Origin of the sequence: Streptomyces ficellus (assembly GCF_009739905.1) — a bacterium.
GTDB classification, from domain to species: domain Bacteria; phylum Actinomycetota; class Actinomycetes; order Streptomycetales; family Streptomycetaceae; genus Streptomyces; species Streptomyces ficellus_A.
The window spans coordinates 5629707-5652355 of sequence record NZ_CP034279.1 but is presented as its reverse complement, the minus strand read 5'-3'; the positions used below and the strand labels follow the sequence as shown (position 1 = coordinate 5652355).

At 73.0% G+C, this 22649-nt stretch carries 16 protein-coding genes; 5 read left to right on the top strand and 11 right to left on the bottom strand.

What is annotated here, in order from left to right:
- Nucleotides 1-136: 136 nt before the first annotated feature.
- The 7 genes from EIZ62_RS25240 to EIZ62_RS25210 form a co-directional block, all read right to left on the bottom strand.
- Nucleotides 137-3100 carry a M14 family metallopeptidase gene (locus EIZ62_RS25240; RefSeq protein ID WP_156694970.1) on the bottom strand — a complete coding sequence of 988 codons (2964 nt, stop codon included), beginning with the start codon at nt 3098-3100 and terminating at the stop codon, nt 137-139.
- Nucleotides 3101-3244: 144 nt separating this feature from the next.
- Nucleotides 3245-4234, bottom strand: a complete 990-nt coding sequence (gene whiA, locus EIZ62_RS25235; protein ID WP_084901626.1) for a DNA-binding protein WhiA — start codon at nt 4232-4234, stop codon at nt 3245-3247.
- Complete coding sequence (locus EIZ62_RS25230) at nt 4225-5247, bottom strand: gluconeogenesis factor YvcK family protein (protein ID WP_156694969.1); 1023 nt, start codon at nt 5245-5247, stop codon at nt 4225-4227. The genes whiA and EIZ62_RS25230 overlap by 10 nt, the downstream gene beginning before the upstream one ends.
- Complete coding sequence (gene rapZ, locus EIZ62_RS25225; protein ID WP_208828034.1) at nt 5244-6212, bottom strand: RNase adapter RapZ; 969 nt, start codon at nt 6210-6212, stop codon at nt 5244-5246. The genes EIZ62_RS25230 and rapZ overlap by 4 nt, the downstream gene beginning before the upstream one ends.
- The gene (gene uvrC / locus EIZ62_RS25220; RefSeq protein WP_156694967.1) at nt 6205-8223 is read right to left on the bottom strand and encodes an excinuclease ABC subunit UvrC; all 2019 of its coding nucleotides are present in this window, start codon (nt 8221-8223) and stop codon (nt 6205-6207) included. Before uvrC ends, rapZ begins: the two co-directional genes overlap by 8 nt.
- Nucleotides 8224-8385: 162 nt before the next feature.
- Nucleotides 8386-9198: a hypothetical protein gene (locus tag EIZ62_RS25215; RefSeq protein WP_156694966.1), complete on the bottom strand. Its 813-nt coding sequence runs from the start codon at nt 9196-9198 to the stop codon at nt 8386-8388.
- 5 nt (nt 9199-9203) lie between these two features.
- Complete coding sequence (locus tag EIZ62_RS25210; protein WP_156694965.1) at nt 9204-9803, bottom strand: papain-like cysteine protease family protein; 600 nt, start codon at nt 9801-9803, stop codon at nt 9204-9206.
- A gap of 219 nt (nt 9804-10022) precedes the next feature.
- Between EIZ62_RS25210 and EIZ62_RS25205 the strand changes: the two genes are divergently transcribed.
- The gene (locus tag EIZ62_RS25205) at nt 10023-10958 is read left to right on the top strand and encodes a hypothetical protein (protein ID WP_156694964.1); all 936 of its coding nucleotides are present in this window, start codon (nt 10023-10025) and stop codon (nt 10956-10958) included.
- Between the two features lie 56 nt (nt 10959-11014).
- On the opposite strand, the gene EIZ62_RS25200 is transcribed toward EIZ62_RS25205, so the two are convergent.
- The gene (locus tag EIZ62_RS25200) at nt 11015-11443 is read right to left on the bottom strand and encodes a Rieske (2Fe-2S) protein (RefSeq protein WP_156694963.1); all 429 of its coding nucleotides are present in this window, start codon (nt 11441-11443) and stop codon (nt 11015-11017) included.
- 121 nt (nt 11444-11564) lie between these two features.
- Here EIZ62_RS25200 and EIZ62_RS25195 point away from each other — a divergent pair, with 121 nt between their 5' ends.
- On the top strand, nt 11565-12887 hold the full coding sequence (locus EIZ62_RS25195; protein ID WP_156694962.1) for a PfkB family carbohydrate kinase: 1323 nt from the start codon (nt 11565-11567) through the stop codon (nt 12885-12887).
- 60 nt (nt 12888-12947) lie between these two features.
- Here EIZ62_RS25195 and uvrA read toward each other — a convergent pair whose 3' ends face one another.
- Nucleotides 12948-15965: an excinuclease ABC subunit UvrA gene (gene uvrA, locus EIZ62_RS25190; RefSeq protein WP_156694961.1), complete on the bottom strand. Its 3018-nt coding sequence runs from the start codon at nt 15963-15965 to the stop codon at nt 12948-12950.
- 191 nt (nt 15966-16156) lie between these two features.
- Between uvrA and EIZ62_RS25185 the strand changes: the two genes are divergently transcribed.
- From EIZ62_RS25185 to EIZ62_RS25175, 3 genes are all read left to right on the top strand, one after another.
- Nucleotides 16157-16885 (top strand): maleylpyruvate isomerase family mycothiol-dependent enzyme, encoded by a 729-nt coding sequence (locus EIZ62_RS25185; protein ID WP_156694960.1) that lies wholly within the window; start codon nt 16157-16159, stop codon nt 16883-16885.
- Nucleotides 16886-16894: 9 nt separating this feature from the next.
- Complete coding sequence (locus EIZ62_RS25180) at nt 16895-17551, top strand: MBL fold metallo-hydrolase (protein WP_156694959.1); 657 nt, start codon at nt 16895-16897, stop codon at nt 17549-17551.
- A gap of 108 nt (nt 17552-17659) precedes the next feature.
- On the top strand, nt 17660-18943 hold the full coding sequence (locus tag EIZ62_RS25175; RefSeq protein WP_156696593.1) for an MFS transporter: 1284 nt from the start codon (nt 17660-17662) through the stop codon (nt 18941-18943).
- 376 nt (nt 18944-19319) lie between these two features.
- Here the strand turns inward: EIZ62_RS25175 and EIZ62_RS25170 are convergent, their stop codons facing one another.
- Nucleotides 19320-20300 (bottom strand): TerC/Alx family metal homeostasis membrane protein, encoded by a 981-nt coding sequence (locus tag EIZ62_RS25170; protein ID WP_425281887.1) that lies wholly within the window; start codon nt 20298-20300, stop codon nt 19320-19322.
- Between the two features lie 260 nt (nt 20301-20560).
- Nucleotides 20561-22537 (bottom strand): TerD family protein, encoded by a 1977-nt coding sequence (locus tag EIZ62_RS25165; RefSeq protein WP_156694957.1) that lies wholly within the window; start codon nt 22535-22537, stop codon nt 20561-20563.
- Between the last annotated feature and the right edge of the window lie 112 nt (nt 22538-22649).

Here is a 22649-nt window from a genome sequence, read left to right as displayed (position 1 = left end):
CGGAGTGACATCTAGCGCACCCGGACGCGCCCGGTGGACCGGAACCCTGCCCTACTGGACAGTACGGTCCCCCGGGGCGTCCGGGCGGCTACCGAGCGTCAGCGGTGGTGTGCTCTTCGGAGCGGGCGTGCGCTCGTCAGCGCCTGGTCGCGGCCAGCGCCCCGCCCAGCAGCCGGCCGCGCTGCACCGGGTCGGTCACGTGCTCCAGTCCGAACCCGAGCAGCACGGTGTCGCGGGTGGTGACGGCCGCGTGGGAGCGGAACAGGGCGGGTGACCGGGCCCAGTCGCCGGCGTTGCCCGGGCTGCCCGCGGGCGGGCCGGGGACGGACCAGGTGCCGAGGGAGGTCTCGAACCCCTCGGTGTCCCGGACGGCACCGCCGACGACCAGTTCGGTGCCGTCGACGAAGGCGCCGGTCTCACCGGTCCCGGGGTCGGACACGTACGAGACGGACAGCTCGACCCGCTTGCCGGCGTAGGCGCTCAGGTCGAGCGACACCGGCTGCCAGCCACCCGAGGTGCCGGTGAAGGCGTGCCAGGCGCCGGTGGTGCCGGTGGCGGTGCAGCCGTCCTCGCCGAGCGTCAGGTAGTGCGCGAGGAAGGGGTGGCCGGCGAGGTAGTAGCCCTCGGCGCAGTCGGCCGGGACCGCGCTGGACGAGCGGCCCCCGGTGTCGGGCAGGGTCGTCCAGTCGTCCTGGCCGACGGTGCGGGCCTCGACGATCACGTGGTCGTACCCGGGCTCGGTGTCGTGGCTGAGCCGGAACGTCAGGGTGGGCCTCTCCGCCGCGGCGGTGCCGGCCAGGTCGACGGTCCGGGTCAGCCGCATCCAGGCGTTGTCGGCGTGCCGGGCGGCGGCGAAGGTCTCGCCCTCGTACGGCTCGAAGGGGGCCCGGACGCCGGGGTAGTCGCCCGCGGCGGCGCTGCGGAACTGCGGGAACGTGTCCGGGTCGAGGGTGTCGGAGGTGACGGTGTAGGCGCCGGCGCCGTCGAGCGGGTTGCCGGCCGCGTCCCCGAGGGGGGCGGCCGTGCCGGCGAAGCGGCCGGTGCCGCGGAAGGCGTCGGGGGACGCCATCCCGGAGCGGCGGTGGGCGCCGAGGTAGTACTGGGCGAAGTCGTTGGAGTCGGCGCGGCCGATGTCGACGAGTCCGCCGGACTGCTCACCGGCGTTGATCAGTTTGCCGCCCTCGTTGAGGTGGTCGCGCACGGCGAGCATGGTGGGGCCGGAGGGCCGTTCGGCGCCGGTGTACCAGACGACCGTGCGGAAGTGGCCGAGCACGCCGAGCGGGTGGGGCGTGCCCTGGGTGGCGACGTCCCACACGACTCCCCTGCGGCCGTTGTCCTTCAGCGCCTTGGTGTACGTGGCGCCGTGCCGGGCCGGTGCGGTGCCGCCCTCCTCGGCGAGCACCAGGACGTCGCCGCGGGGCCGCTCGGCGATGGTGTAGGTGAAGGGGGTGGACGTGACGCGCTTGCCGTCGCGGGTGCGGCCGGTGAACCAGACCTCGACGGTGTCGCCGGGTTCGCCGTCCTGGACCTCGGCGCGGTACTCGTCGTAGTAGAGGTTGTCCTCGCCGCCGTACGTCTCGCCGCCCTTCCAGGCCCTGAGGCGCTGGTCGTGGGTGCGGCCGCCGTTGACGCGGTACTTGAGCTCCTTGTCGCGCAGCGACTTGCGGGCGGTGACGGCGACTTCCTGGTCGGCGCCGTCGTACGCGTAGGAGGTGGTGAAGGCGTCGGGTACGAAGGCGGGGGCGGCGTTGCCCACGGGTGAGACCGGGTCGTCGGGGCGGGCGGCGGACTCGGCGACGGCGAGGGCGAACGGGACGTTCTTGGCGAACTCCTGCTGGATCAGCTTCTCGTCGTCGGGGAAGGTGAAGACGGACGCGCAGTCGGCCGGCTCCCAGGCGTCGTTCGGGTCGACGCGGGAGGCGGTGGCGCAGGTGGACATCTCCGGGGTGAACATCTGCATGCCGTTGACGTTCGCCGCGTGTCCGTCGGCCTCGCCGTTGGTGGTGTAGAGCTCGGAGGACACCTGCGGGCGGTAGCCGGGGACCGCGGACTTCTCGGGGGTGCCGGCCAGCGCCTTGAGGGCGACGTCGTCGGGGGTGTCGGTGGCGACCTGCCAGCCCACGCCGTACAGCAGGAGCTGGGCGGCGGAGTGGTAGTTGATCCCGTACTGGAAGCCGATCCGCTTCTGGAAGGCGTCGAGCGCCTTCGTCTCGGGCTCGGACATGGGGCCGGTGCCGCGGTAGGTCTCGTCGGCCGGGTCGGGCGACGAACCCTCGTCGTCGTAGCCCCACTTGTAGGAGAAGTTGCGGTTGAGGTCGACGCCGTCGCCGGGGGCGGTCCTCCCGTCGCCGTTGTTGTCGCGGAGGTTCTTGCGCCACTGGCGGTTGGCCGGGGAGGCGTGGGTGTGGTCGTAGCCGTCGGGGTTGGCGGAGAGGACGAACCACAGCTCGGTGGTGTCGACGATCTTCGTGATGCGGGGGTCCTGGCCGTACCCGGCGAGGTAGTGGTGGAGCAGGCGCCGGTTCATCTCGGGCGTGATCCACTCGCGGGCGTGCTGGTTGGAGACGTAGAGGGTGGCGGGCCTGGCGCCGTCCCTGGTCCGCTTGGCGTTCTTGCTGAGCTTGAGGGCGAGGATGTCCTGGCCCTTGACCGTCTTGCCGATGCTGACGACCTTGGTGAGGGCCGGGTGGGCCCGGGCGGTCGCCAGGATCTCCTCCTTGAGCCCGCCCTTGCCGCCGTACGGCCGGAACACGCCGTCGCCGGCGGCGGCGACGCGCTTCTCGGCGGCCCGGGTGAGATCGTGCCCGGTGACGCCGACGCCCCGGTCGCGCAGGGTCTCGGCCTGCCGTTCGGTGAGGTACAGCTCGACGGTGGCGGTGCCCTTCTCGGGCACCTGTTCGCTCAGCTCGTGGCCGTCGGCGCCCGCGTCGAGCAGGAGCGGGACCTGCTCCTTGGTCACCTCTGCGCGCCATACGGACAGGGTGCCGCCGCCTTCACCGGACCCGTCGTCCCGCTGCTCCGCCCCGGCGACGGGTGCCGCCACCAACCCGGTCATCAGCAGTGAAGCCGCGGCGAGGATCGATCTCGCTCTGCGTCTCATGTGCCCCCCTTGCTGTTGTCTGCCACGGAAGTGGACAGGCGCCAGGCTCGTGACACCTCATGATCATGTCAATACCGCCTCGGGCGGCCCGGCCGGACTCCGCCGCCGCCCGGGGCGGGGCGGCGGCGGGCACGACGAGAGGCCTCAGCCGACGAGGCCGTCGGCCATCTCCTCCGTCAGGTTGGACTCCGTGCCGGGGATCCCCAGGTCCTGGGCCCGCTTGTCGGCCATCGCCAGCAGGCGGCGGATACGGCCCGCGACCGCGTCCTTGGTCAGCGGCGGGTCGGCGAGCGCGCCCAGCTCCTCCAGGGACGCCTGCTTGTGCTCCATGCGCAGCCGGCCGGCCGCCGCCAGGTGCTCAGGCACCTCCTCGCCGAGGATCTCCAGGGCGCGCTGCACCCGGGCGCCGGCCGCCACCGCGGCCCGGGCCGACCGGCGGAGGTTGGCGTCGTCGAAGTTGGCCAGCCGGTTGGCCGTGGCACGGACCTCGCGGCGCATCCGCCGCTCCTCCCAGGCCAGCACCGAGTCGTGCGCGCCGAGCCGGGTCAGCAGGGCACCGATCGCGTCCCCGTCCCGCACCACCACGCGGTCCACGCCCCGGACCTCGCGGGCCTTGGCGGGGATGGAGAGCCGGCGGGCGGCGCCGACCAGCGCGAGCGCGGCCTCCGGGCCCGGGCAGGTGACCTCCAGGGACGAGGACCGGCCCGGCTCGGTCAGCGAACCGTGCGCCAGGAAGGCACCGCGCCAGGCGGCCTCCGCGTCACAGGTGGCCCCCGAGACGACCTGCGGCGGCAGGCCCCGGATGGGGCGGCCGCGGCCGTCCACCAGCCCGGTCTGGCGGGCCAGCTGGTCGCCGCCCGCCACCACCCGCACCACGAACCGCGAGCCGCGCCGCAGCCCGCCCGGCGCCATCACGATCAGCTCGGAACCGTGCCCGAAGATCTCCGCGATGTCCCGCTTCAGGCGGCGCGCCGCCATCGCGGTGTCCAGCTCCGCCTCGATCACGATCCGCCCGCTGACCAGGTGCAGCCCGCCGGCGAACCGCAGGATCGACGAGACCTCCGCCTTTCTGCAGCAGGTCCGGGTGACGGGAAGCCGGGAGATCTCGTCCTTCACCGCTGCCGTCATCGCCATGGGCCGATCCTTCCATGCATCCGAAAAATACGGTCGTACGCGGCGGCCAGCAGCTCCGGGTCGTGCTTCGGCGAGCCGTCCTTCCTGGCCACCGGGGCCAGCTCGACCGCGGCGCCGAGCCGCTTGGCGGCTTCTGCGAGGGACTCGCGGTCGGGCACGGCGGCCTCGTCGGCCAGCACCACGTCCAGGGCGAGTTTAGGGGCGTGTCGTCCCAAAACCTCCAAATGACGCTGCGGAGAGAACCCCTCGGTTTCTCCCGGCTGCGGCGCGAGGTTCAGCGACAGGACCCGGCGCGCCTTGGTCTCGACGAGCGCCTCCAGCAGCTCCGGCACCAGCAGGTGCGGGATCACCGAGGAGAACCACGAGCCGGGGCCCAGCACCACCCAGTCCGCGTCGAGCACGGCCTCGACCGCCTCGGGCACGGCGGGCGGGTCGTTCGGCACCAGGTGCACCGACTGCACCTCGCCCGGGGTGAGCGCCACGGTCGCCTGCCCGCGGACGGTGTCCACGTCCTCGGGCCGCTCCGGGTCGTGGCCCTTGACCAGGGCCTGGAGCTCCAGCGGCACGGCCGACATGGGCAGCACCCGGCCGTGCGCGCCGAGCAGCCTGCCCACCAGGTCCAGCGCCTGGACGTGGTCGCCGAGCTGCTCCCACAGCGCGACGATCAGCAGGTTGCCGACCGCGTGCTCGTGCAGGTCGCCCTTGGACTGGAACCGGTGCTGGATGACCCGGGACCAGGTCTGCCCCCAGTCGTCGTCGCCGCACAGCGCCGCCAGCGCCTTGCGCAGGTCGCCCGGCGGCAGCACGCCCAGCTCCTCGCGGAGCCGGCCGCTGGACCCGCCGTCGTCGGCGACGGTGACCACCGCGGTCAGGTCACCGGTGATACGGCGCAGCGCGGCCAGGGACGCCGACAGGCCCATGCCGCCGCCCAGGGCCACCACCTTGGGCTGGGTGCCGCGCCTGCGGAGCGTACGAACCGACAGGGAGCTCGAACGCCGACGGTACTGCTTCACTCGCGCCCCATGTCCCGGTGGACGACGACGGTCTCGACCCCTTCCGAGGCGAGCCGGGCGGCGAGCTTCTCGGACATGGCGACCGAGCGGTGCTTGCCGCCCGTGCAGCCGACCGCGATGGTCACGTACCGCTTGCCCTCGCGCCGGTAGCCGGTGGAGACCAGCTGGAGCAGCTCGGTGTACCGGTCGAGGAACTCCTTGGCGCCCGGCTGGTTGAAGACGTACCCCGACACCTCCTCGTTGAGGCCGGTGAACGGGCGCAGCTCCGGCACCCAGTGCGGGTTGGGCAGGAAGCGGCAGTCCACCACCAGGTCGGCGTCGACGGGCAGGCCGTACTTGTACCCGAACGACATGACCGTGGCCCGCAGCTCCGGCTCCTCGTCGCCGGCGAACTGGGCGTCCATCTTGGCGCGCAGCTCGTGGACGTTGAGGCTGGAGGTGTCGATCACCAGGTCGGCGTCGCCGCGCAGCTCGCGCAGCAGGTCGCGCTCGGCGGCGATGCCGTCGACGATCCGGCCGTCGCCCTGGAGCGGGTGCGGGCGGCGCACCGACTCGAAGCGGCGGACCAGGGCGTCGTCGGACGACTCCAGGAAGACGATCCGGCGGGTGACCTGCTTGGCGTCGAGGACCGCGAGCGACTCGCGGAGGCTCTCGAAGAACTGGCGGCCGCGGACGTCGACGACCACGGCGATGCGCGCCACGTTCCCCTGGGAGCGGGCGCCGAGCTCCACCATGGTGGGGATCAGCGCGGGCGGCAGGTTGTCGACGACGAACCAGCCGAGGTCCTCCAGGCACTTGGCGGCGGTACTGCGCCCGGCGCCGGACATGCCGGAGATGATCACCAGCTCGGGGATGGCCGCCTCGGCGGCCTCTCCGGCCTCGATCGTCGTGCCCGTACTCACGTGTGCTGCTCCGTCTTCTCGTGCTGTCGGCTCGGATTGCGAGGCCGTGTCGTGCTCAGACATGTCCGGTTCCCCCGTCGTCCTCTTCCATGATCTCTCCTGTGGCCGTGTTCACGGCGGGGGCGGCCGGAGCCGCCTGGGCGAGGGCCACGGCCACGGCTTCGGCGGTCTTCCGGCCGAACCCCGGCACCTCGCAGATCTGCTCGATTGTCGCCTGCCGCAGCCGCTTCACCGAGCCGAAGTACTTGATCAACGCCTGTTTGCGGGCGTCCCCGAGACCCGGGACCGCGTCCAGCGGGCCGGTCCGTATCCGCTTGTGGCGCTTGGTGCGCTGATAACGGATGGCGAAGTCGTGAGCCGTGTCACGGACGCGCTGGAGCAGGTAGAGGCCCTCGCTGGAGCGGGGCAGCACGACCGGGTCGTCGTCGTCCGGCAGCCAGACCTCCTCCAGGCGCTTGGCGAGGCCGCAGACGGCGACGTCGTCGATGCCCAGCTCGTCCAGGGCCCGCCGGGCCGCGGCGACCTGCGGTTTTCCGCCGTCGACCACCACGAGCTGCGGCGGGTAGGCGAACTTCTTCGGCCGGCCGTCGTCCTCGGACAGCTCCGCCGGGACCTCGCCGTCCTCGGCCACCCACTCGCCGGTCCGCTCCTTCTCGATGAGGTACCGCCGGAACCGGCGGCTGATCACCTCGTGCATGGAGCGGACGTCGTCCTGGCCCTCGCCGTGCCAGACCTGGGTGTCCCCGACCCGGCCCTTGATCTGGAAGCGGCGGTACTCGCTCTTGCGCGGCAGGCCGTCCTCGAACACGACCATGGACGCGACGACGTCCTCCCCCTGGAGGTGGGAGATGTCGAAGCACTCGATGCGCAGCGGCGCCGTCTCCAGGTCCAGCGCCTCGGCGATCTCCTCCAGCGCCCGCGAGCGGGTGGTGAGGTCGCTGGCGCGCTTGGTCTTGTGCAGCACGAGCGCCTGCTGGGCGTTGCGGCCCACGGTCTCCATCAGCGCCTTCTTGTCGCCGCGCTGCGGGATGCGCAGGGACACCTGGGAGCCGCGGCGGGCGCCGAGCCACTGGGTGACGGCGTCCAGGTCCTCGGGGAGGGCCGGGACGAGGACCTCCTTGGGGACGGCGTCGCCGCTCTCCTCCCCGTACAGCTGCTGGAGGGCGTGCTCGACGAGGCCCGCCGTGTCGACCGCCTCCACCTTGTCGGTGACCCAGCCGCGCTGGCCGCGCACCCGGCCGCCCCGGACGTGGAAGATCTGCACGGCCGCTTCCAGCTCGTCCTCGGCCACGGCGATCAGGTCGGCGTCGGTGGCGTCGGCGAGGACGACGGCGCTCTTCTCCATGGCCCGCCTGAGGGCCTCTATGTCGTCCCGGAGCCGGGCCGCCTTCTCGTACTCCATGTCCTCGGCCGCCAGCACCATGTCCTTCTCCAGGCGGCGGATGTAGGTGCCGGTACGACCGGCCATGAAGTCGCAGAACTCCTCGGCCAGTTCCCGGTGCTCCTCCGGGTCCACCCGGCCCACGCACGGCGCCGAGCACTTGCCGATGTACCCGAGCAGGCAGGGGCGGCCGGTGCGCTCGGCGTTCTTGAACACACCCGCCGAGCACGTCCGCACGGGGAAGACCCGCAGCAGCAGGTCGACCGTGTCGCGGATGGCCCAGGCGTGGCTGTACGGGCCGAAGTACCGCACGCCCTTCTTCTTCTGGCCGCGCATGACCTGCACGCGGGGGAAGTCCTCGTTGAGGGTGACCGCCAGGTACGGATAGCTCTTGTCGTCCCGGTACTTGACGTTGAACCGCGGGTCGAACTCCTTGATCCACGAGTACTCCAGCTGGAGCGCCTCGACCTCGGTGGAGACGACGGTCCACTCGACGGAGGCGGCCGTGGTGACCATGGTGCGGGTGCGCGGGTGGAGGCCCGCCAGGTCCTGGAAGTAGCTGGCGAGCCGCTGGCGCAGGGACTTCGCCTTCCCGACGTAGATCACCCGGCGGTGCTCGTCACGGAATTTGTAGACCCCCGGCGAGTCGGGGATCTGTCCCGGCTTGGGGCGGTAGCTGGAGGGGTCTGCCATGCCTCACACCCTACTGGCGTCCACTGACACCACGGGTGTCCCCGAGGTGTCCGCCGGGCGGCCGTGGAGCACGGCCGTGGAGCGCCTCCGGTGGGGTCGGGGGCGCTCCACGGGGTGGGCGGGGGCGGGGCCCGGGGAGGGCGCCGCCCGAGGGGCGGGTGGTCAGCGGCGGCGCACCCTCCTGGCGACGACCAGGGCGGCGGTCAGTACGGCGGTCAGGGCGGCGGCGGCCCAGGCGGTGGGGCCGGCCGGAGCTTCCCCGGACGCCGTGCCGGGGGCGGTACCGGGCGCGGTACCGGGCGCTGCGTCGGGCGCCGTGCCGGGCGCGGTGCCGGCGGGCCCTCCGTACCCGCCGGCGGCGCCCCGGCGCGCGTACGCCGAGCCGGGGAGCTTGTCCCCGTACGCGGCCGCGACCCGTTCCCGGTAGGCGGCGAGCGTGGTCCCGCCCGCTCCCACGGCGCGCACCGCGTCCTCGTCGAGCGGGAGCACCTCGGCGCCCCGCCGGACGTACCAGGCGTCGATCTGGGGCTCGCGGAACACCGTCCCGCCCGGGAGCCGGCGGGCGCCCTCCTTCGCGTACCGGATCTCGTCGTCCCCGGTCGCGATGTTCACCACCTGCCAGCCTCCGGCACCCCGGCGGGCGGTCCACACGGACGCCTTCCGCCCGTCCGCGGAGACCGCCATGGCGGCGTGGAACTCGACGCGCGCCACCGGCGCCCCGGCCCGGCCGGCCACGAAGTCCGGTGACAGGACGCGCACGGGGACCGCGGGGCCCTCGATCCGGGGCCGGGCGGCGGGCCTCACCGCGCCGTCGCGGGCGAAGAACCGGGAGAGCGTGTCGAGGGTGGCGGGAGCCCCGACCGCGGCGTCCGGCGTGCCGGCGGCGACGGCGGAGGGCGCAGAGAGCAGCATCAGCACGGGGGCGAGGGCGGTCGTCGCCACCACGGCCGGGAACGTGCGACGGCGTGACGTCATGGGTCTCACGCCCCCGTCCGGTAGAGGGAGTGGGTCCAGGAGAAGGAGCCGTTGCCGGTGTACCAGGCGTGCGAGGCCCAGTTGTAGCGGTCGCTGGAGGGCCAGGGATCGCCCCAGTAGACCCAGCTGTTGGTGTCGTCGTACCCGTACACCACGTGCATGTGGCCGCCGCCGCTCGCCCACTGGATACGCGTCTCGACGGGGCGGCCGGCGGCGATCTCGGTCCGGACGGTGGAGTAGCGCAACCAGCCGTCGACGTACGAACCGGGGTTGACGCCGGCCCAGCGCAGCCCGGTCTGGACGTTGCCGAGGGTGGCCTGCCAGTTGGGGCAGTCGGAACCCTGCTGGCGGTTGAACGCGGCGTTGCAGAACTGGTTCTGGGAGTGGGAGCGGCCGAACCAGGTGGCGATGGTGTTGCCGCCCGCGGCCCAGCACCAGTTCGTCTTCAGCTGTGCCTGCATGGTGATGTCGAGGCGCTTGGCGGCGGGCGCCGCGGTGGCGCGCTCCCCGGCGGTGGCGGCGGGCACCGGGAGGAGCAGGGTGGTCGTGGCGGCGAGGAGCACCGCGAGGATGGACTGTCTGGCCGTTCCTGGGGATGGGCGCATCGCGTTCCTCCTGGGGATGTGGGGAGGGAGGATCGCGTCCGGACGCTGCTGGGAGCATCGAGCGTTGTCGGGGGCAGGTCAACACGCTTCAATGCGGGGTGACGCCGCGCTGTGAACGTAACTGGTTGACGAGTGAACGGATCCCCGCCCCCACCTGCCCGACCGTCGCCACCGGCCCGGAGTCGCCCGCCCCGTCGTGAACGTTCACCGAGGACTCCCATGGGACACACCGAGACCGATCTGGCGCAGATCCTGCAGACCGGCCCGTTCCACCTGGCGCTGCGCGCGGCGCTGGCGGTGCGCGGGCTGCCGCTTCAGCGGGTGCAGCACCATCTCGCGCACCGCGGCATCAAGGTCGGCGTGACCAGCCTCTGTTACTGGCAGCAGGGCGCCCGGCGTCCGCAGCGGCCGGAGTCGCTGAAGGCGGTACGGGCCCTGGAGGAGCTGCTCCAGCTGCCCGGTGAGTCCCTGCTGCGGCTGCTCGGCGACCCCGCGCCGGGCGCGGAGGGGTCCGGGGGCCGGCCCCGGCCGGCGGCCCGTTCGTACCGCTCGCTGCTGGAGGCCTCCGGCGCGGTGGAGGCACTGATCGCGGAGCTGGAGTCCCCCGTCGACGGCGGGCTGCACACCGTCGGGCACCAGGAGCGGGTCCGAATCGGGCCCGGGCGGGAGCTGGTCGGCCGGGACTCGCAGCAGGTGGTACGCGCCCACCGGGACGGCGTCGACCGCTACCTGGCCATCCACCGCGGGGACGACGGCTGTGACGCGGAGCGGGTGGTGGTGCGGGCGGGCGAGAACTGTCGCACGGGGCGGGTGCGGCGGCACCGCGGGACCGGGGTGGTGGTCGCGGAGCTGCTGTTCGACGCGCGGCTGCGGGCGGGCGACACGTACCTCTTCGGGTACGGCTTCGAGGACGGTACGGGCGGGGTGAGCGGCGAGTACGTACGCGGCTTCAGCTTCGCGGGCGGGCAGTACGTCCTCCAGGTCCGGTTCCACGAGGACGCCCTGCCGGTGCGGTGCCGGCGCTTCGCGCAGTCGGCGGCGGGCGCGCCGCGCGGGGCCCGCGGCGATCTGACGCTGAGCGGGCACCGCACGGTCCACTTCGTGGAGCAGGGGGTGCGCCCGGGGATCCTGGGGATCGACTGGGACTGGGACTGAGCCCGGCGGGGGGCCGGCGGCGGGGCGGCGGGCCGGCGGGCCGGCGGGCCGGAAACCTACGCGTCGGGGCCGGCGACCAGCTTGCCGCCGGTGACCTTGACCGGGACCTCGGGCAGGGCGGCGGTCGCCGGGCCCTTGAGCGGCTGACCGGTGGTGACGTCGAAGCGGCTGCCGTGGCAGGGGCAGTTGCCCTCGGTGCCCTCGACCTTGTCGAAGACGCAGCCCGCGTGGGTGCACTGGGCGCTGAACGCCTTGTACTGGCCCTTGGCCGGGCAGCTCACCACGAGACGCTGCTCGCGGTAGAGCTTGGCGCCGCCGACGGGCACCGCGTCCGCCGCGCCCAGGTCGACGGGAGCGGTCGGGGTCGGGACCGCGGCGTGGCCGACCTTCGACTCGGTGGAGCAGGCAGCGGCGCCGAGCCCGGCGGCACCGGCGAGGGCGGCGCCTTTCAGCACGGTACGGCGGGCGGGCGGCTGGCCGGGCATGGGGGCTCCACGGTGGGCTGGGGGGCGTGGTGACGGACCCGACGATACCGGGGTAGATGGGTGGCCCAACGGCCGGGTTCCGGGCTGTCGGCCGCGGGGCTGATGGGTTACGTTCGGGCGCGTGATCGTCGCCGCCGGAGAGTCCCTGATCGACCTCGTTCCCGGTGCCCCGCCGGGGTCGCCGCGCGAGGGGGAGCCGGGGCCGGAGCCCTTGTCGGGGCCGGAGCCGCCGGGTGGGCCGGGGGCGTTGCCGGTCCTGGTGCCGCGGCGGGGCGGCGGTCCCTACAACACGGCGGTGGCGCTGGGCCGGCTCGGCGCCGATGCCGCGTTCTGCTCCCGGGTCTCCACGGACACGTTCGGCGAGGCGCTCCTGGCCGGGCTGCGGGAGGCGGGGGTCGCGACCGGGCTCGTACAGCGCGGTCCGGAGCCGACGACGCTGGCGGTGGCCTCGGTCGGGGCGGACGGCTCCGCGGGGTACTCGTTCTACGCCGAGGGCACCGCCGACCGGCTCTTCGAGCTGCCCGGCGAGCTGCCCGAGACGGTACGGGCCGTCGCCTTCGGGACGTGCTCGCTGGTCCTGGAGCCGGGCGCGAGCGCGTACGACGCGCTGCTGCGGCGGGAGGCGGGGCGCGGGGTGCTCACGCTGCTGGACCCGAACGTCCGGCCGGGGCTGGTCGCGGACGCGGACGGCCACCGTGAGCGGTTCGTGGAGCGCCTGCCGTACGTGTCGCTGCTGAAGCTGTCCGAGGAGGACGCGCGGTGGCTGGGCGGTTCGCCGGAGGAGTGGCTGGCGAAGGGGCCGTCCGCGGTGGTGCTGACCCAGGGCGCGGGCGGGCTGACGGTGTTCACCGGCGGGCTGACCGTGTCGGTGCCGGCGGTTCCGGTGGCGGTGGCCGACACCATCGGCGCGGGTGACACGGTGAACGCGGCGCTGCTGCACGGCCTGGGGTCGCGCCCGGTGGCCGCGCTGGACGCCGCCGCCTGGGCGGACCTGCTGTCCTTCGCGGCCCGCGCGTCGGCCGTCACCTGCTCCCGTCCGGGCGCGGAGCCGCCGTACGCGGCGGAGCTGGTGACGGCCGACGCGGTGCTGCCGCTGCACGGTGTGCCCGCGCTGGTCTGCGCGCCCGGCGGCCCGCCGCTGGCCGGCCGGCGGGGCGCCCTCGACCTCATCGGGCGCGCGATGGCCGGCGGCGCGGGGCTGGTCGTCGTGCCGGTGGACCGGCTCGGCGAGGACTTCTTCTCGCTCCGGACGGGCGTCGCCGCCGGGATCGCCGGCACGTTCGCCGATCAGGGCGTACGGCTGGCGATCGTCGGCGACGTCTCGCCGCGCCTGGCGGCGAGCACGTCCCTGCGGGACTTCGTCGAGGCGGCGGATCACGAGGGCCGGATCGTGTGCGCCGGCTCGTTCCCGACGCTGGCGGCCCGCCTCACCCCGCTGCCCTGACGGGGCGGCGACGGACGGGACGGCCCGCCGTGTGGGCGGCGGGCCGTCACCGTGGAGTGGTCAGACCTTGGCCGACCGGCTCGCCGTCTGCTTCTTCGGCTTGACCGCCTTGGTGGTCTTCGCCGTCTTCGCCGAGGCGGTCTTGCGGGTCGCGCCGTCCACCGCCGCGACCGTCTTCTTGGCCGTCGCCCGCTTCCGCGCCGCCGGTACCGCCGGGGCGGCGTCGCTGACCCGGTCGGCGCCCAGGATGTCCCGGAGGAACTTGCCGGTGTGGCTGGCCGGGACGGCCGCGACCTGCTCGGGGGTGCCCTCGGCGACGACCAGGCCGCCACCGCTGCCGCCCTCGGGACCCATGTCCACGACCCAGTCGGCCGTCTTGATGACGTCCAGGTTGTGCTCGATGACGATCACCGAGTTGCCCTTGTCGACCAGGTTGGACAGGACCGTGATCAGCTTCGAGATGTCCTCGAAGTGCAGACCGGTGGTCGGCTCGTCCAGGACGTACACCGTGCGGCCCGTCGACCGCTTCTGGAGCTCGGACGCCAGCTTCACGCGCTGCGCCTCACCGCCGGAGAGCGTCGGGGCGGGCTGGCCGAGGCGGACGTACCCGAGGCCGACCTCGGTGAGGGTGCGCAGGTGACGCGAGATGGTCGGGACCGCCTCGAAGAAGTCCAGGGCCTCCTCGATCGGCATGTCCAGCACCTCGGCGATGGACTTGCCTTTGTAGTGGACGTCCAGGGTTTCCCGGTTGTACCGCGCTCCGTGGCAGACCTCGCAGGGGACGTACACGTCCGGGAGGAAGTTCATCTCGATCTTGATGGTGCCGTCACCGGCGCAGTTCTCGCAGCGGCCGCCCTTGACGTTGAAGGAGAACCGGCCCGGCAGGTAGCCGCGGACCTTCGCCTCCATCGTCTCGGCGAACAGCTTGCGGACGTGGTCGAAGACTCCGGTGTACGTCGCCGGGTTGGACCGCGGCGTCCGCCCGATGGGCGACTGGTCGACGTGGACGACCTTGTCGACCAGCTCGTCGCCGTTCACGCGCGTGTGCCGGCCGGGCACCGACTTGGCGCCGTTGAGCTCGCGCGCCAGGTGGGTGTACAGGATGTCGTTGACCAGCGTCGACTTGCCGGAGCCCGAGACGCCCGTGACGGCCGTCAGCACGCCCAGCGGGAAGGAGACGTCGATGTCCCGCAGGTTGTTCTCGCGGGCGCCGTGCACGGTCAGGCGCCGCGCCGGGTCCACCGGGCGCCTGATGTCGGGGGTCGGGATGGACCGCTTCCCGGCGAGGTACTGGCCGGTCATGGAGTCCTTGTTGGCCAGCAGCTGCTTCAACGGGCCGGAGTGGACGACCTTGCCGCCGTGCTCGCCGGCGCCGGGGCCGATGTCGACGACCCAGTCGGCCACCTTGATGGTGTCCTCGTCGTGCTCGACGACGATGAGCGTGTTGCCCATGTCGCGCAGCCGGACCAGGGTCTCGATCAGCCGGTGGTTGTCGCGCTGGTGCAGGCCGATGGACGGCTCGTCGAGCACGTAGAGCACGCCGACCAGGCCGGAGCCGATCTGGGTGGCGAGCCGGATGCGCTGGGCCTCGCCGCCGGACAGGGTGCCGGCCGCGCGGTTCAGCGAGAGGTAGTCCAGGCCGACGTCGACCAGGAAGCGCAGCCGCTCGTTGACCTCCTTGAGCACCCGCTCGGCGATCTTCTTGTCGCGGGCGTTGAGCTTCAGCTCGCCGAGGAAGTCGGCGCACTCGCTGATGGACATCGCGGAGACCTCCGCGATGGACTTCTCCATCACCGTGACCGCGAGGACGATCGGCTTGAGGCGGGTGCCCTCGCAGGTGGGGCAGGGCACCTCGCGCATGTAGCCCTCGAAGCGCTCCCGGCTGGAGTCGCTCTCGGCCTCGCTGTGGCGGCGCTTCACGAAGGAGACGGCGCCTTCGAAGGCGGGCGTGGTGTACGCCCGCTCCCGGCCGTAGCGGTTGCGGTAGCGGACCTCGACCTGGGTCTTGTGGCCGTACAGCAGGGCCTTCCTGGCGCGGGCGGGCAGCCCGGCCCAGGGGATGTCCGTACGGAAGCCGAGGGCCTGGGAGAGACCGCCGATCAGCCGGCCGAAGTACTCCTTGGTGTGGCCGTGGGACCAGGGGTGGATCGCGCCCTCGTCCAGGGACCGGTCCTCGTCGGGGACGACCAGCTCGGGGTCGACCTCCATGCGCGTGCCGATGCCGGTGCAGTCGGGGCACGCGCCGAAGGGCGAGTTGAAGGAGAAGGAGCGGGGCTCCAGCTCCTCGAAGGACAGGTCGTCGTACGGGCAGTACAGGTGCTCGGAGTACATCCGCTCGCGCTCGGGGTCGTCCTCGGGGAGGTCGACGAAGTCGAGCACGACCATGCCGCCGGACAGGCCCAGCGCGGTCTCGACGGAGTCGGTCAGCCGGCGCTTGGCGCTGTCCTTGACCGTGAGGCGGTCGACGACCACCTCGATGGTGTGCTTCTCCTGCTTCTTCAGCGTGGGCGGCTCGGCGAGCTGGATGGTGGTGCCGTCCACCCGGGCCCGGCTGTAGCCCTTGGTCTGGAGGTCGGCGAAGAGGTCGACGAACTCGCCCTTGCGCTCGCGGACCAGCGGCGACAGCACCTGGAAGCGGCTGCCCTCCGGCAGCTCCAGCACCTTGTCGACGATGGCCTGCGGCGACTGCCGGGAGATCGGCCTGCCGCACTCCGGGCAGTGCGGCTTGCCGATGCGCGCGAAGAGCAGGCGCAGGTAGTCGTACACCTCGGTGATGGTGCCGACCGTGGAGCGCGGGTTGCGCGAGGTCGACTTCTGGTCGATCGAGACGGCCGGGGAGAGGCCCTCGATGAAGTCGACGTCCGGCTTGTCCATCTGGCCGAGGAACTGCCGGGCGTAGGAGGAGAGCGACTCGACGTACCGGCGCTGCCCCTCGGCGAAGATCGTGTCGAACGCGAGGGAGGACTTGCCCGACCCGGAGAGCCCGGTGAAGACGATGAGGGAGTCACGAGGGAGGTCGAGCGAGACGTTCTTCAGATTGTGCTCGCGCGCGCCACGGACGATGAGACGGTCGGCCACGCCGGTCCGCACCTTTCTTGAGAGAAGCGGGGGCACAGCCCCCGTCCCAGACTTTTCAAGCCTACGGGGGGCCGCCAAATGGATGCCTGACTTTCAAGGATGCCTCCACCGAGCGTATAGCACGTGCATTCGATTTCCGGCCTCGAGCTGCCACCTTCACCCGATCGTGTGGCGGCGCTAGGGTCGGCGGCATGATCGACCATGTGCGTGACCTGGCCTCTGTACGTGAGGCGACCGAACGGCTGCTCACCGCTGCCGCCAAGCTCGACGACGCCGCCATGGCCGCGCCGTCCCGTCTGCCGGGCTGGTCCCGGGGCCACGTGCTGGCCCACCTCTCACGTAACGCCGACGCCCTCGTAAATGTTCTCCAGGGGCGTCCGATGTACGTCAGCGCCGAGGCGCGCGACGCCGACATCGAGCGCGACGCGCCCCGCCCCCCGGCCGTCCAGCTCGACGACGTGCGCGCCAGCGCCGCCCGGTTCCAGGCGGCGGGCGAGGTTCCGGCCGACTGGGACCGCACGGTGGAGCTGCGCAACGGCGTGACCGACCGGGCCGCCCGCGTGCCCTTCCGCCGTCTCGTCGAGGTGGAGCTGCACCACGTGGACCTGGGCGTCGGGTACGAGCTGGAGGACCTGCCGCAGGACTTCACCGAGCGCGAGATCGCGTTCCTCGCGGACCGCTTCACCGGTCACCCCACCGTGCCTCCCACCCGCCTGCTCGCCGTCGGTGCCGGCGAGGGCGCTGGCGAGGGCGCCGGCGGGGGCGAGTGGCGCACGGGCGGTGACGCGGGCGGTGACACGGGCTCCGCGGTGACCGTCTCCGGCGCGGCCGCCGACCTCCTCGGCTGGCTCGCGGGCCGCCGCGACGGCGCGGCGCTGGAGGTCTCCGGCGGCGCCCTTCCCGTTCTGCCGCCGCTATAGGCTGGTTCCATGACCTACAGCGGAGCGGTGAAGGTGGGCGGGGCCGCCGACGTGCACGAGCTGACGGACCTGATGGTCTCGAAGGTCGCGGTCGGGCCGATGGACAACAACTCCTACCTGCTGCGCTGTCGCGCCACCGGTGAGCAGCTGCTGATCGACGCGGCGAGCGAGCCCGCGACGCTGCTCCGGCTGATCGGTGACGACGGCATCGTGTCCGTCGTCACCACGCACCGGCACCGCGACCACTGGGACGCGCTGGGCGAGGTGGTGGCGGCCACCGGCGCGCGGACGTACGCCGGGCGGTACGACGCCGAGGGCATCGAGGTCACCACGGACGTCCCCGTCGACGACGGCGACACGATCCGGGTCGGCCGGGTGGAGCTCACCGCCCGCCGGGTGGTGGGGCACACCCCCGGCTCGATCGTGCTCGTCTACGACGACCCGCACGGCCATCCGCACGTCTTCACCGGTGACTGCCTCTTCCCTGGCGGGGTCGGCAACACCTGGAAGGATCCCGAGGCCTTCGCCAGCCTGATCCTCGACGTCGAGACCAAGCTGTTCGACGTGCTGCCCGACGAGACCTGGGTCTACCCCGGCCACGGCAAGGACACCACGCTGGGTCAGGAGCGCCCGAAGCTGCCGGAGTGGCGCGAGCGCGGCTGGTAGACGCTCCCGTACGCCTCCCCCGCGCCCCCGTAACCCGGGGGCGTGCCGGGTAGTTGGCGCGACATGCGCCAGAGTCATAATCCGGGTGCGCCCGCGCGTACCCCCTCCATGGTGCGGCTCGCCGCCGCATCGCTCGCCGGAACGGCCGTCGAGTTCTACGACTTCTTCGTCTACGGGACGGCCGCCGCGCTGGTCCTGGGACCGCTGTTCTTCCCCACCTTCTCGCCGGTCGCCGGAACGCTGGCCGCTTTCGGCACCTTCGCGATCGGCTTCGTCTCGCGCCCGCTCGGTTCCGCCCTCTTCGGGCACATCGGCGACCGGTACGGGCGGCGCCCGGTGATGTTCGCGTCCCTGGTGCTGACGGGCGCGGCCACCGTCGCGGTGGGCTGCGTGCCCTCGTACGCGACGCTCGGGGTGGCCGCTCCGGTGTTGCTGCTGGTCCTGCGGTTCCTCCAGGGGCTGGGGCTCGGCGGCGAGTGGGGCGGGGCGGTGCTGCTCACGGCGGAACACGCCCCCGAGCGGCGGCGGGCGCTGTGGGCGAGCTTCCCGCAGGTCGGTCCGGCGGTCGGGTTCCTGCTGGCGAACGGGGTGATGCTGGGGCTGTCGGCGGGGCTGAGCGAAGCCCAGTTCCGGGAGTGGGGCTGGCGCGTGCCGTTCTGGGCGGCGGGCCTGCTGGCGGTCGGCGGCCTGCTGCTGCGTACGTCCCTGGCGGAGACGCCCCAGTTCCGGGAGCTGGCGGAGACCGGCCGTCGGGCGGACGCCCCGCTGGTGGAGGTGGCCCGCCGGCACTGGCGGCTGGTGCTGCTGACGGCCGGTGCGCTGGCGGTCGGTTACGCGATCTTCTACGCGGTGTCCACGTGGGCGCTGTCGTACGGGACCGAGCAGCTCGGCGTGAGCCGCACGGTGATGCTCGTGTGCATCATGGCGGCGGTGGCGATCAAGGGGGTGGCGACGCCGTTCGTCGCGATGCTGGGCGACCGCTTCGGCCGGCGGCCGATGTGCCTGGCCGGTTGTGCCGCCGCCGCGCTGTGGATGTTCCCCATGGTGGGTCTGCTGCACACCGGGCGTCCGCTGCTGATGTTCCTGGGGTTCACGGTCGCGCTGCTGGCGTTCATCACCATGTTCGCCGTGGTCGCCGCGTACCTGCCGGAGCTGTACGAGCCGAGGGTGCGCTGCACCGGCGCGGCCGTCGGCTACAACCTGGCGGGCGTCCTGGGCGGGGCGCTGACCCCGATGGTGGCGACGGCTTCGGCGGGCGGTTCGGGCCCGCCGTGGGCGGTGGCCGCGTACCTGACGGCGATCGCCCTGCTCAGTCTGGGCTGCTTCGCCCTGCTGCCGGAGACGCTGCCCAAACGGGCGCCGGAGCCCGTGATGCAGTCGGCCGCCGCCTAGGGCGTGTTTCGTAAGTAGCGTCGTCCGCCCGGAGGGCGGGGCTGGGGGCGTCTGGTGCGTGCGATCGCAAGGCGGAGGTCGGAGAGCGCAGCGGGCTGCGCCGACGGCCGACAACGCCGCGAGGGTGCGTGCCAGGCGTTCCCGGCCAGACGGGACTTTCGAAACACGCCCTAGGCCGCCTGGTCACCGGTCCCAGGGCGGCCGGTCCCAGGGCGACCCTCGGGCGGTCCCGGGGCGGACCCGGGCGGAACGGGCGCCGGCCGGAGCCGCCCGCGCGATGCGGGCCGCTCCGGCCGGTGCCGTGATGCGGTGGTGCGGTGTGCCGGGCTCGGCCGGGCCGGGCCGGCCGGGGCGGTCGACCGTCAGGCCTCGACCGTCAGGCCTCGACGCTGTCCTTCGCGGACTTCTCGGCGCCCTCGGCCGCCTCGCGCTCCGCCTGCTTCTTGGAGGCGATCAGGCTGGTGATCGTGGTGATCACCAGGACACCGCAGATGACGGCCAGCGAGACCGGGATGGAGATCTCCGGCACGTGCACCCCGGACTCGTGCAGCGCGTGCAGCACGAGCTTGACGCCGATGAAGCCGAGGATCACCGACAGGCCGTAGCTCAGGTGGACCAGCTTCTTCAGCAGGCCGCCGATCAGGAAGTACAGCTGTCGCAGACCCATCAGGGCGAAGGCGTTGGCAGTGAAGACGATGTACGGGTCCTGGGTCAGGCCGAAGATCGCGGGGATCGAGTCCAGCGCGAACAGGACGTCCGTGGTGCCGATGGCGAGCATGACGACCATCAGGGGCGTCATCACGCGCTTGCCGTTGTTGCGGATGAAGAGCTTGGTGCCGTGGTACTTGTCGGCGACACCGAAGCGGTTCTCGATGGACTTGAGGAGGCGGTTCTCCTCGAACTCGTCCTCCTCGTCGTCCGAGCGCGCCTCCTGGATGAGCTTCCAGGCGGTGTAGATCAGGAACGCGCCGAAGATGTAGAAGACCCACGAGAAGCTCGCGATGATCGCGGCGCCGGCGGCGATGAAGATCGCGCGCAGGACGAGGGCGATCAGCACACCGATCAGCAGCACCCGCTGCTGGAGGTGGGACGGCACCGCGAACTTCGCCATGATCAGGACGAAGACGAAGAGGTTGTCGACGCTGAGCGACTTCTCGGTGATGAAGCCCGCGAAGAACTCGCCGGATGCCTGGCTCTCCCCGAAGACCAGCAGGCCCAGGCCGAAGAGCGCGGCGAGGACGATCCAGACGACCGTCCAGATTCCCGCTTCCTTGACCGACACGTCATGGGGCTTGCGCCCGATGAAGAAGTCGACCGCGATCAGGGCGGACAGACCAAGAATGGTCGCCACCCACATGCCCATTGAAACGTCCACTGCGCCTCCGGCGTCGTACGGCTACTGATCAGCGTCGTCGCTGCCGGAGGTCTCTTCCACCCGGGCGCTTCCGGTGTCCACCGGTCACACCACGGGCCGGCGCCCCGGGACCGGTCTCATGTCCGACCGTCCGTACTGACGGGCACGCCGCGCACGGGAGTACTCCCCTCCGCACCAAGAACGTTACCCCAAAGACCAAAGAAAGGTAAAGGGAAAAGTAAAAGGACCCCCAAAAGTGCAGGTCAGCGGCGCCAGTTGGTCCGGGCGTCGACCGCCCGGGCGAGGACGTCGCCGAGGATGCCGCTGCCCGGCGGAAGCCGGGGCGGTTCGTACGTCCAGGCGTGGCCCACCCACGGGTCGGCGAGGTGGTCGTCCGGGACGGGCGTCAGGCGCAGCAGCGACCGCCACAGCGGGTCGAGCACCGGCCCGTACGCACGGGCGTCCTCCCGGTCGGCCACCAGCAACAGGTGCACCCCGACCGACGGCCCCTCGTCCGCCAGGTAACGCAGCTGAGTCACAGCCCGGTCGTCGAAGCCGTGCGGGAAGTCGTTGACGATCAGCAGTTGCCCGGCGGTGTCCAGGCCGGGCGGGAGGGCGTCGGTGGCGCCACCGCTGACGGCCATCCGCACCAGCTCCACGCGCTCGGTGAGGCGGGTGAGGACCGAGGCCACTCCCCCGGGCCCGGTCGCGGGCGGTGCGGCCGGCGCACCGGAGGCGGTCAGCGGGGCGAGCGACGCGGCGGCCGAACCCGCCGGGTCGATGACGTGGACGGCGTACTCCCCCGCCGGGTGCACCGCGATCAGCCGGGCCGCGTGCAGGACGGCCGTGTCCATCGCCAGCCGGCGCAGCTGGGCGTCGTCCATCGCGAGGGCGGCCTCGGAGCCGGAGCGGCCGCTGTCCACCCACAGGCCGCGCTCCAGCGGCAGGCGCACCAGCATGGGGATGCGCAGGCCGGGGCTCTCGGGGAGGTGGAGGTCGCCGAGGCGCACCGCCATCGGGGCCTCGCGCGGTACCCGGTAGCCGTGCCAGACCGGGTTGTCCCAGCCGGCGTAGGCCACCGGGAGCGCGGGCTCCACGACCTCCGACTCCGCGGTGAGCTGCGCGAGGTCCCGGTCGAGCGCCTCGCGCGCCCGGGCGGTCAGCTCGTCGCGCCTGGCCCGGGCCGTGGCACGGGCCGTGTCCCCGGCGGAGCCGATCCGGCTGCGGGGGTCGGACAGGACGCGGTCGAGCTCCTGGTCCATGCGGGACTCGGCGAAGTCGACGGCGCTGCGGTAGGCGGCGGTGGTCCGGGCCAGGTCCTCGAACATGCCCCAGACCTGGTTGTACAGGCGCTCGTCCATGGACCAGCCGGTCGCGTCGCCGGCGACGGGAGCGGCGGGCCGGCCGGGCTCGGCCGGGTGGGCCGGCTCGGGTCGCGCGGCCGGGCCGGCGTCGGTACCGGCCGGAGGCGGCGGGGTGGCCGAGGCGGCCCGGCGCGGGTGGGCGTAGCTGATGGGGCCGGTGGGCGCGGGCGGTACGGGCGTTGTTGGCGCGGGTGAGGGTGCGGGTGTGGCGGCGGGGGCGGTCGGGCTGGTGTCGCCGGGCGCCCCGGAGGCGGTCAGTGCGGCGCCGTGCCGGGCCCGGTCGCCCTCGGCGGTACGGGCCGGGGGCGCGGCGACCGTCCGGCTCGCCCCGCTCGCGACCGCTTCCAGGATGGTGGCCGCCAGTTCGGCGGGGCGGGCGACGCCCTGGTCGGCGAGCATCTCGGCGAGCCCGCCCGCGTACCCCTGGCCGACGGCGCGCACCTTCCAGGCGCCCTGACGGCGGTACAGCTCCAGGGCGGCGACGGCCGACTCGGTGTCCAGCCCGGTGATGGTGTAGCCGGCGACCCCGGTGCCGTCGAGGGCGGTGACCGCGACGAACGGTGCGGGGAGGGCGCCGAACCGGGTCGCGCCGCCCGCGCCGCCCGGCAGGGCGAGGAGCACGGTCACCCGGTGGACGGTCCCGGGCAGGGCGTCGAGGTCCACGGCGAGCCGGTGGTCCGCCGCCGCCTGACGCGACACTTCGAGGCCCGGCAGCGCGGGCGAGCCCGGGTGCGCGATCCGGTCGGGGCCGGCGACCGTGCCGTCCTCGTCGCCGAGGGTCGCCCCGGCGACGACCGGCTCACCGGCCGACACCCGGATCTCCAGTCGGGTGTGGGGCAAGGGATGGTTCTGCCCCCGGACCAGCTCGGCCGTCATGCCTGTGTCCCCCTGGCTGTCTCAGCGTCTCGGTGCCGCGCTACCGCTGTGTCTCGTCTGTTCGGGTGTGAACCGCAGCTCCCGGCGGTCTCGCCTCCGGGAGCTGCGGGTG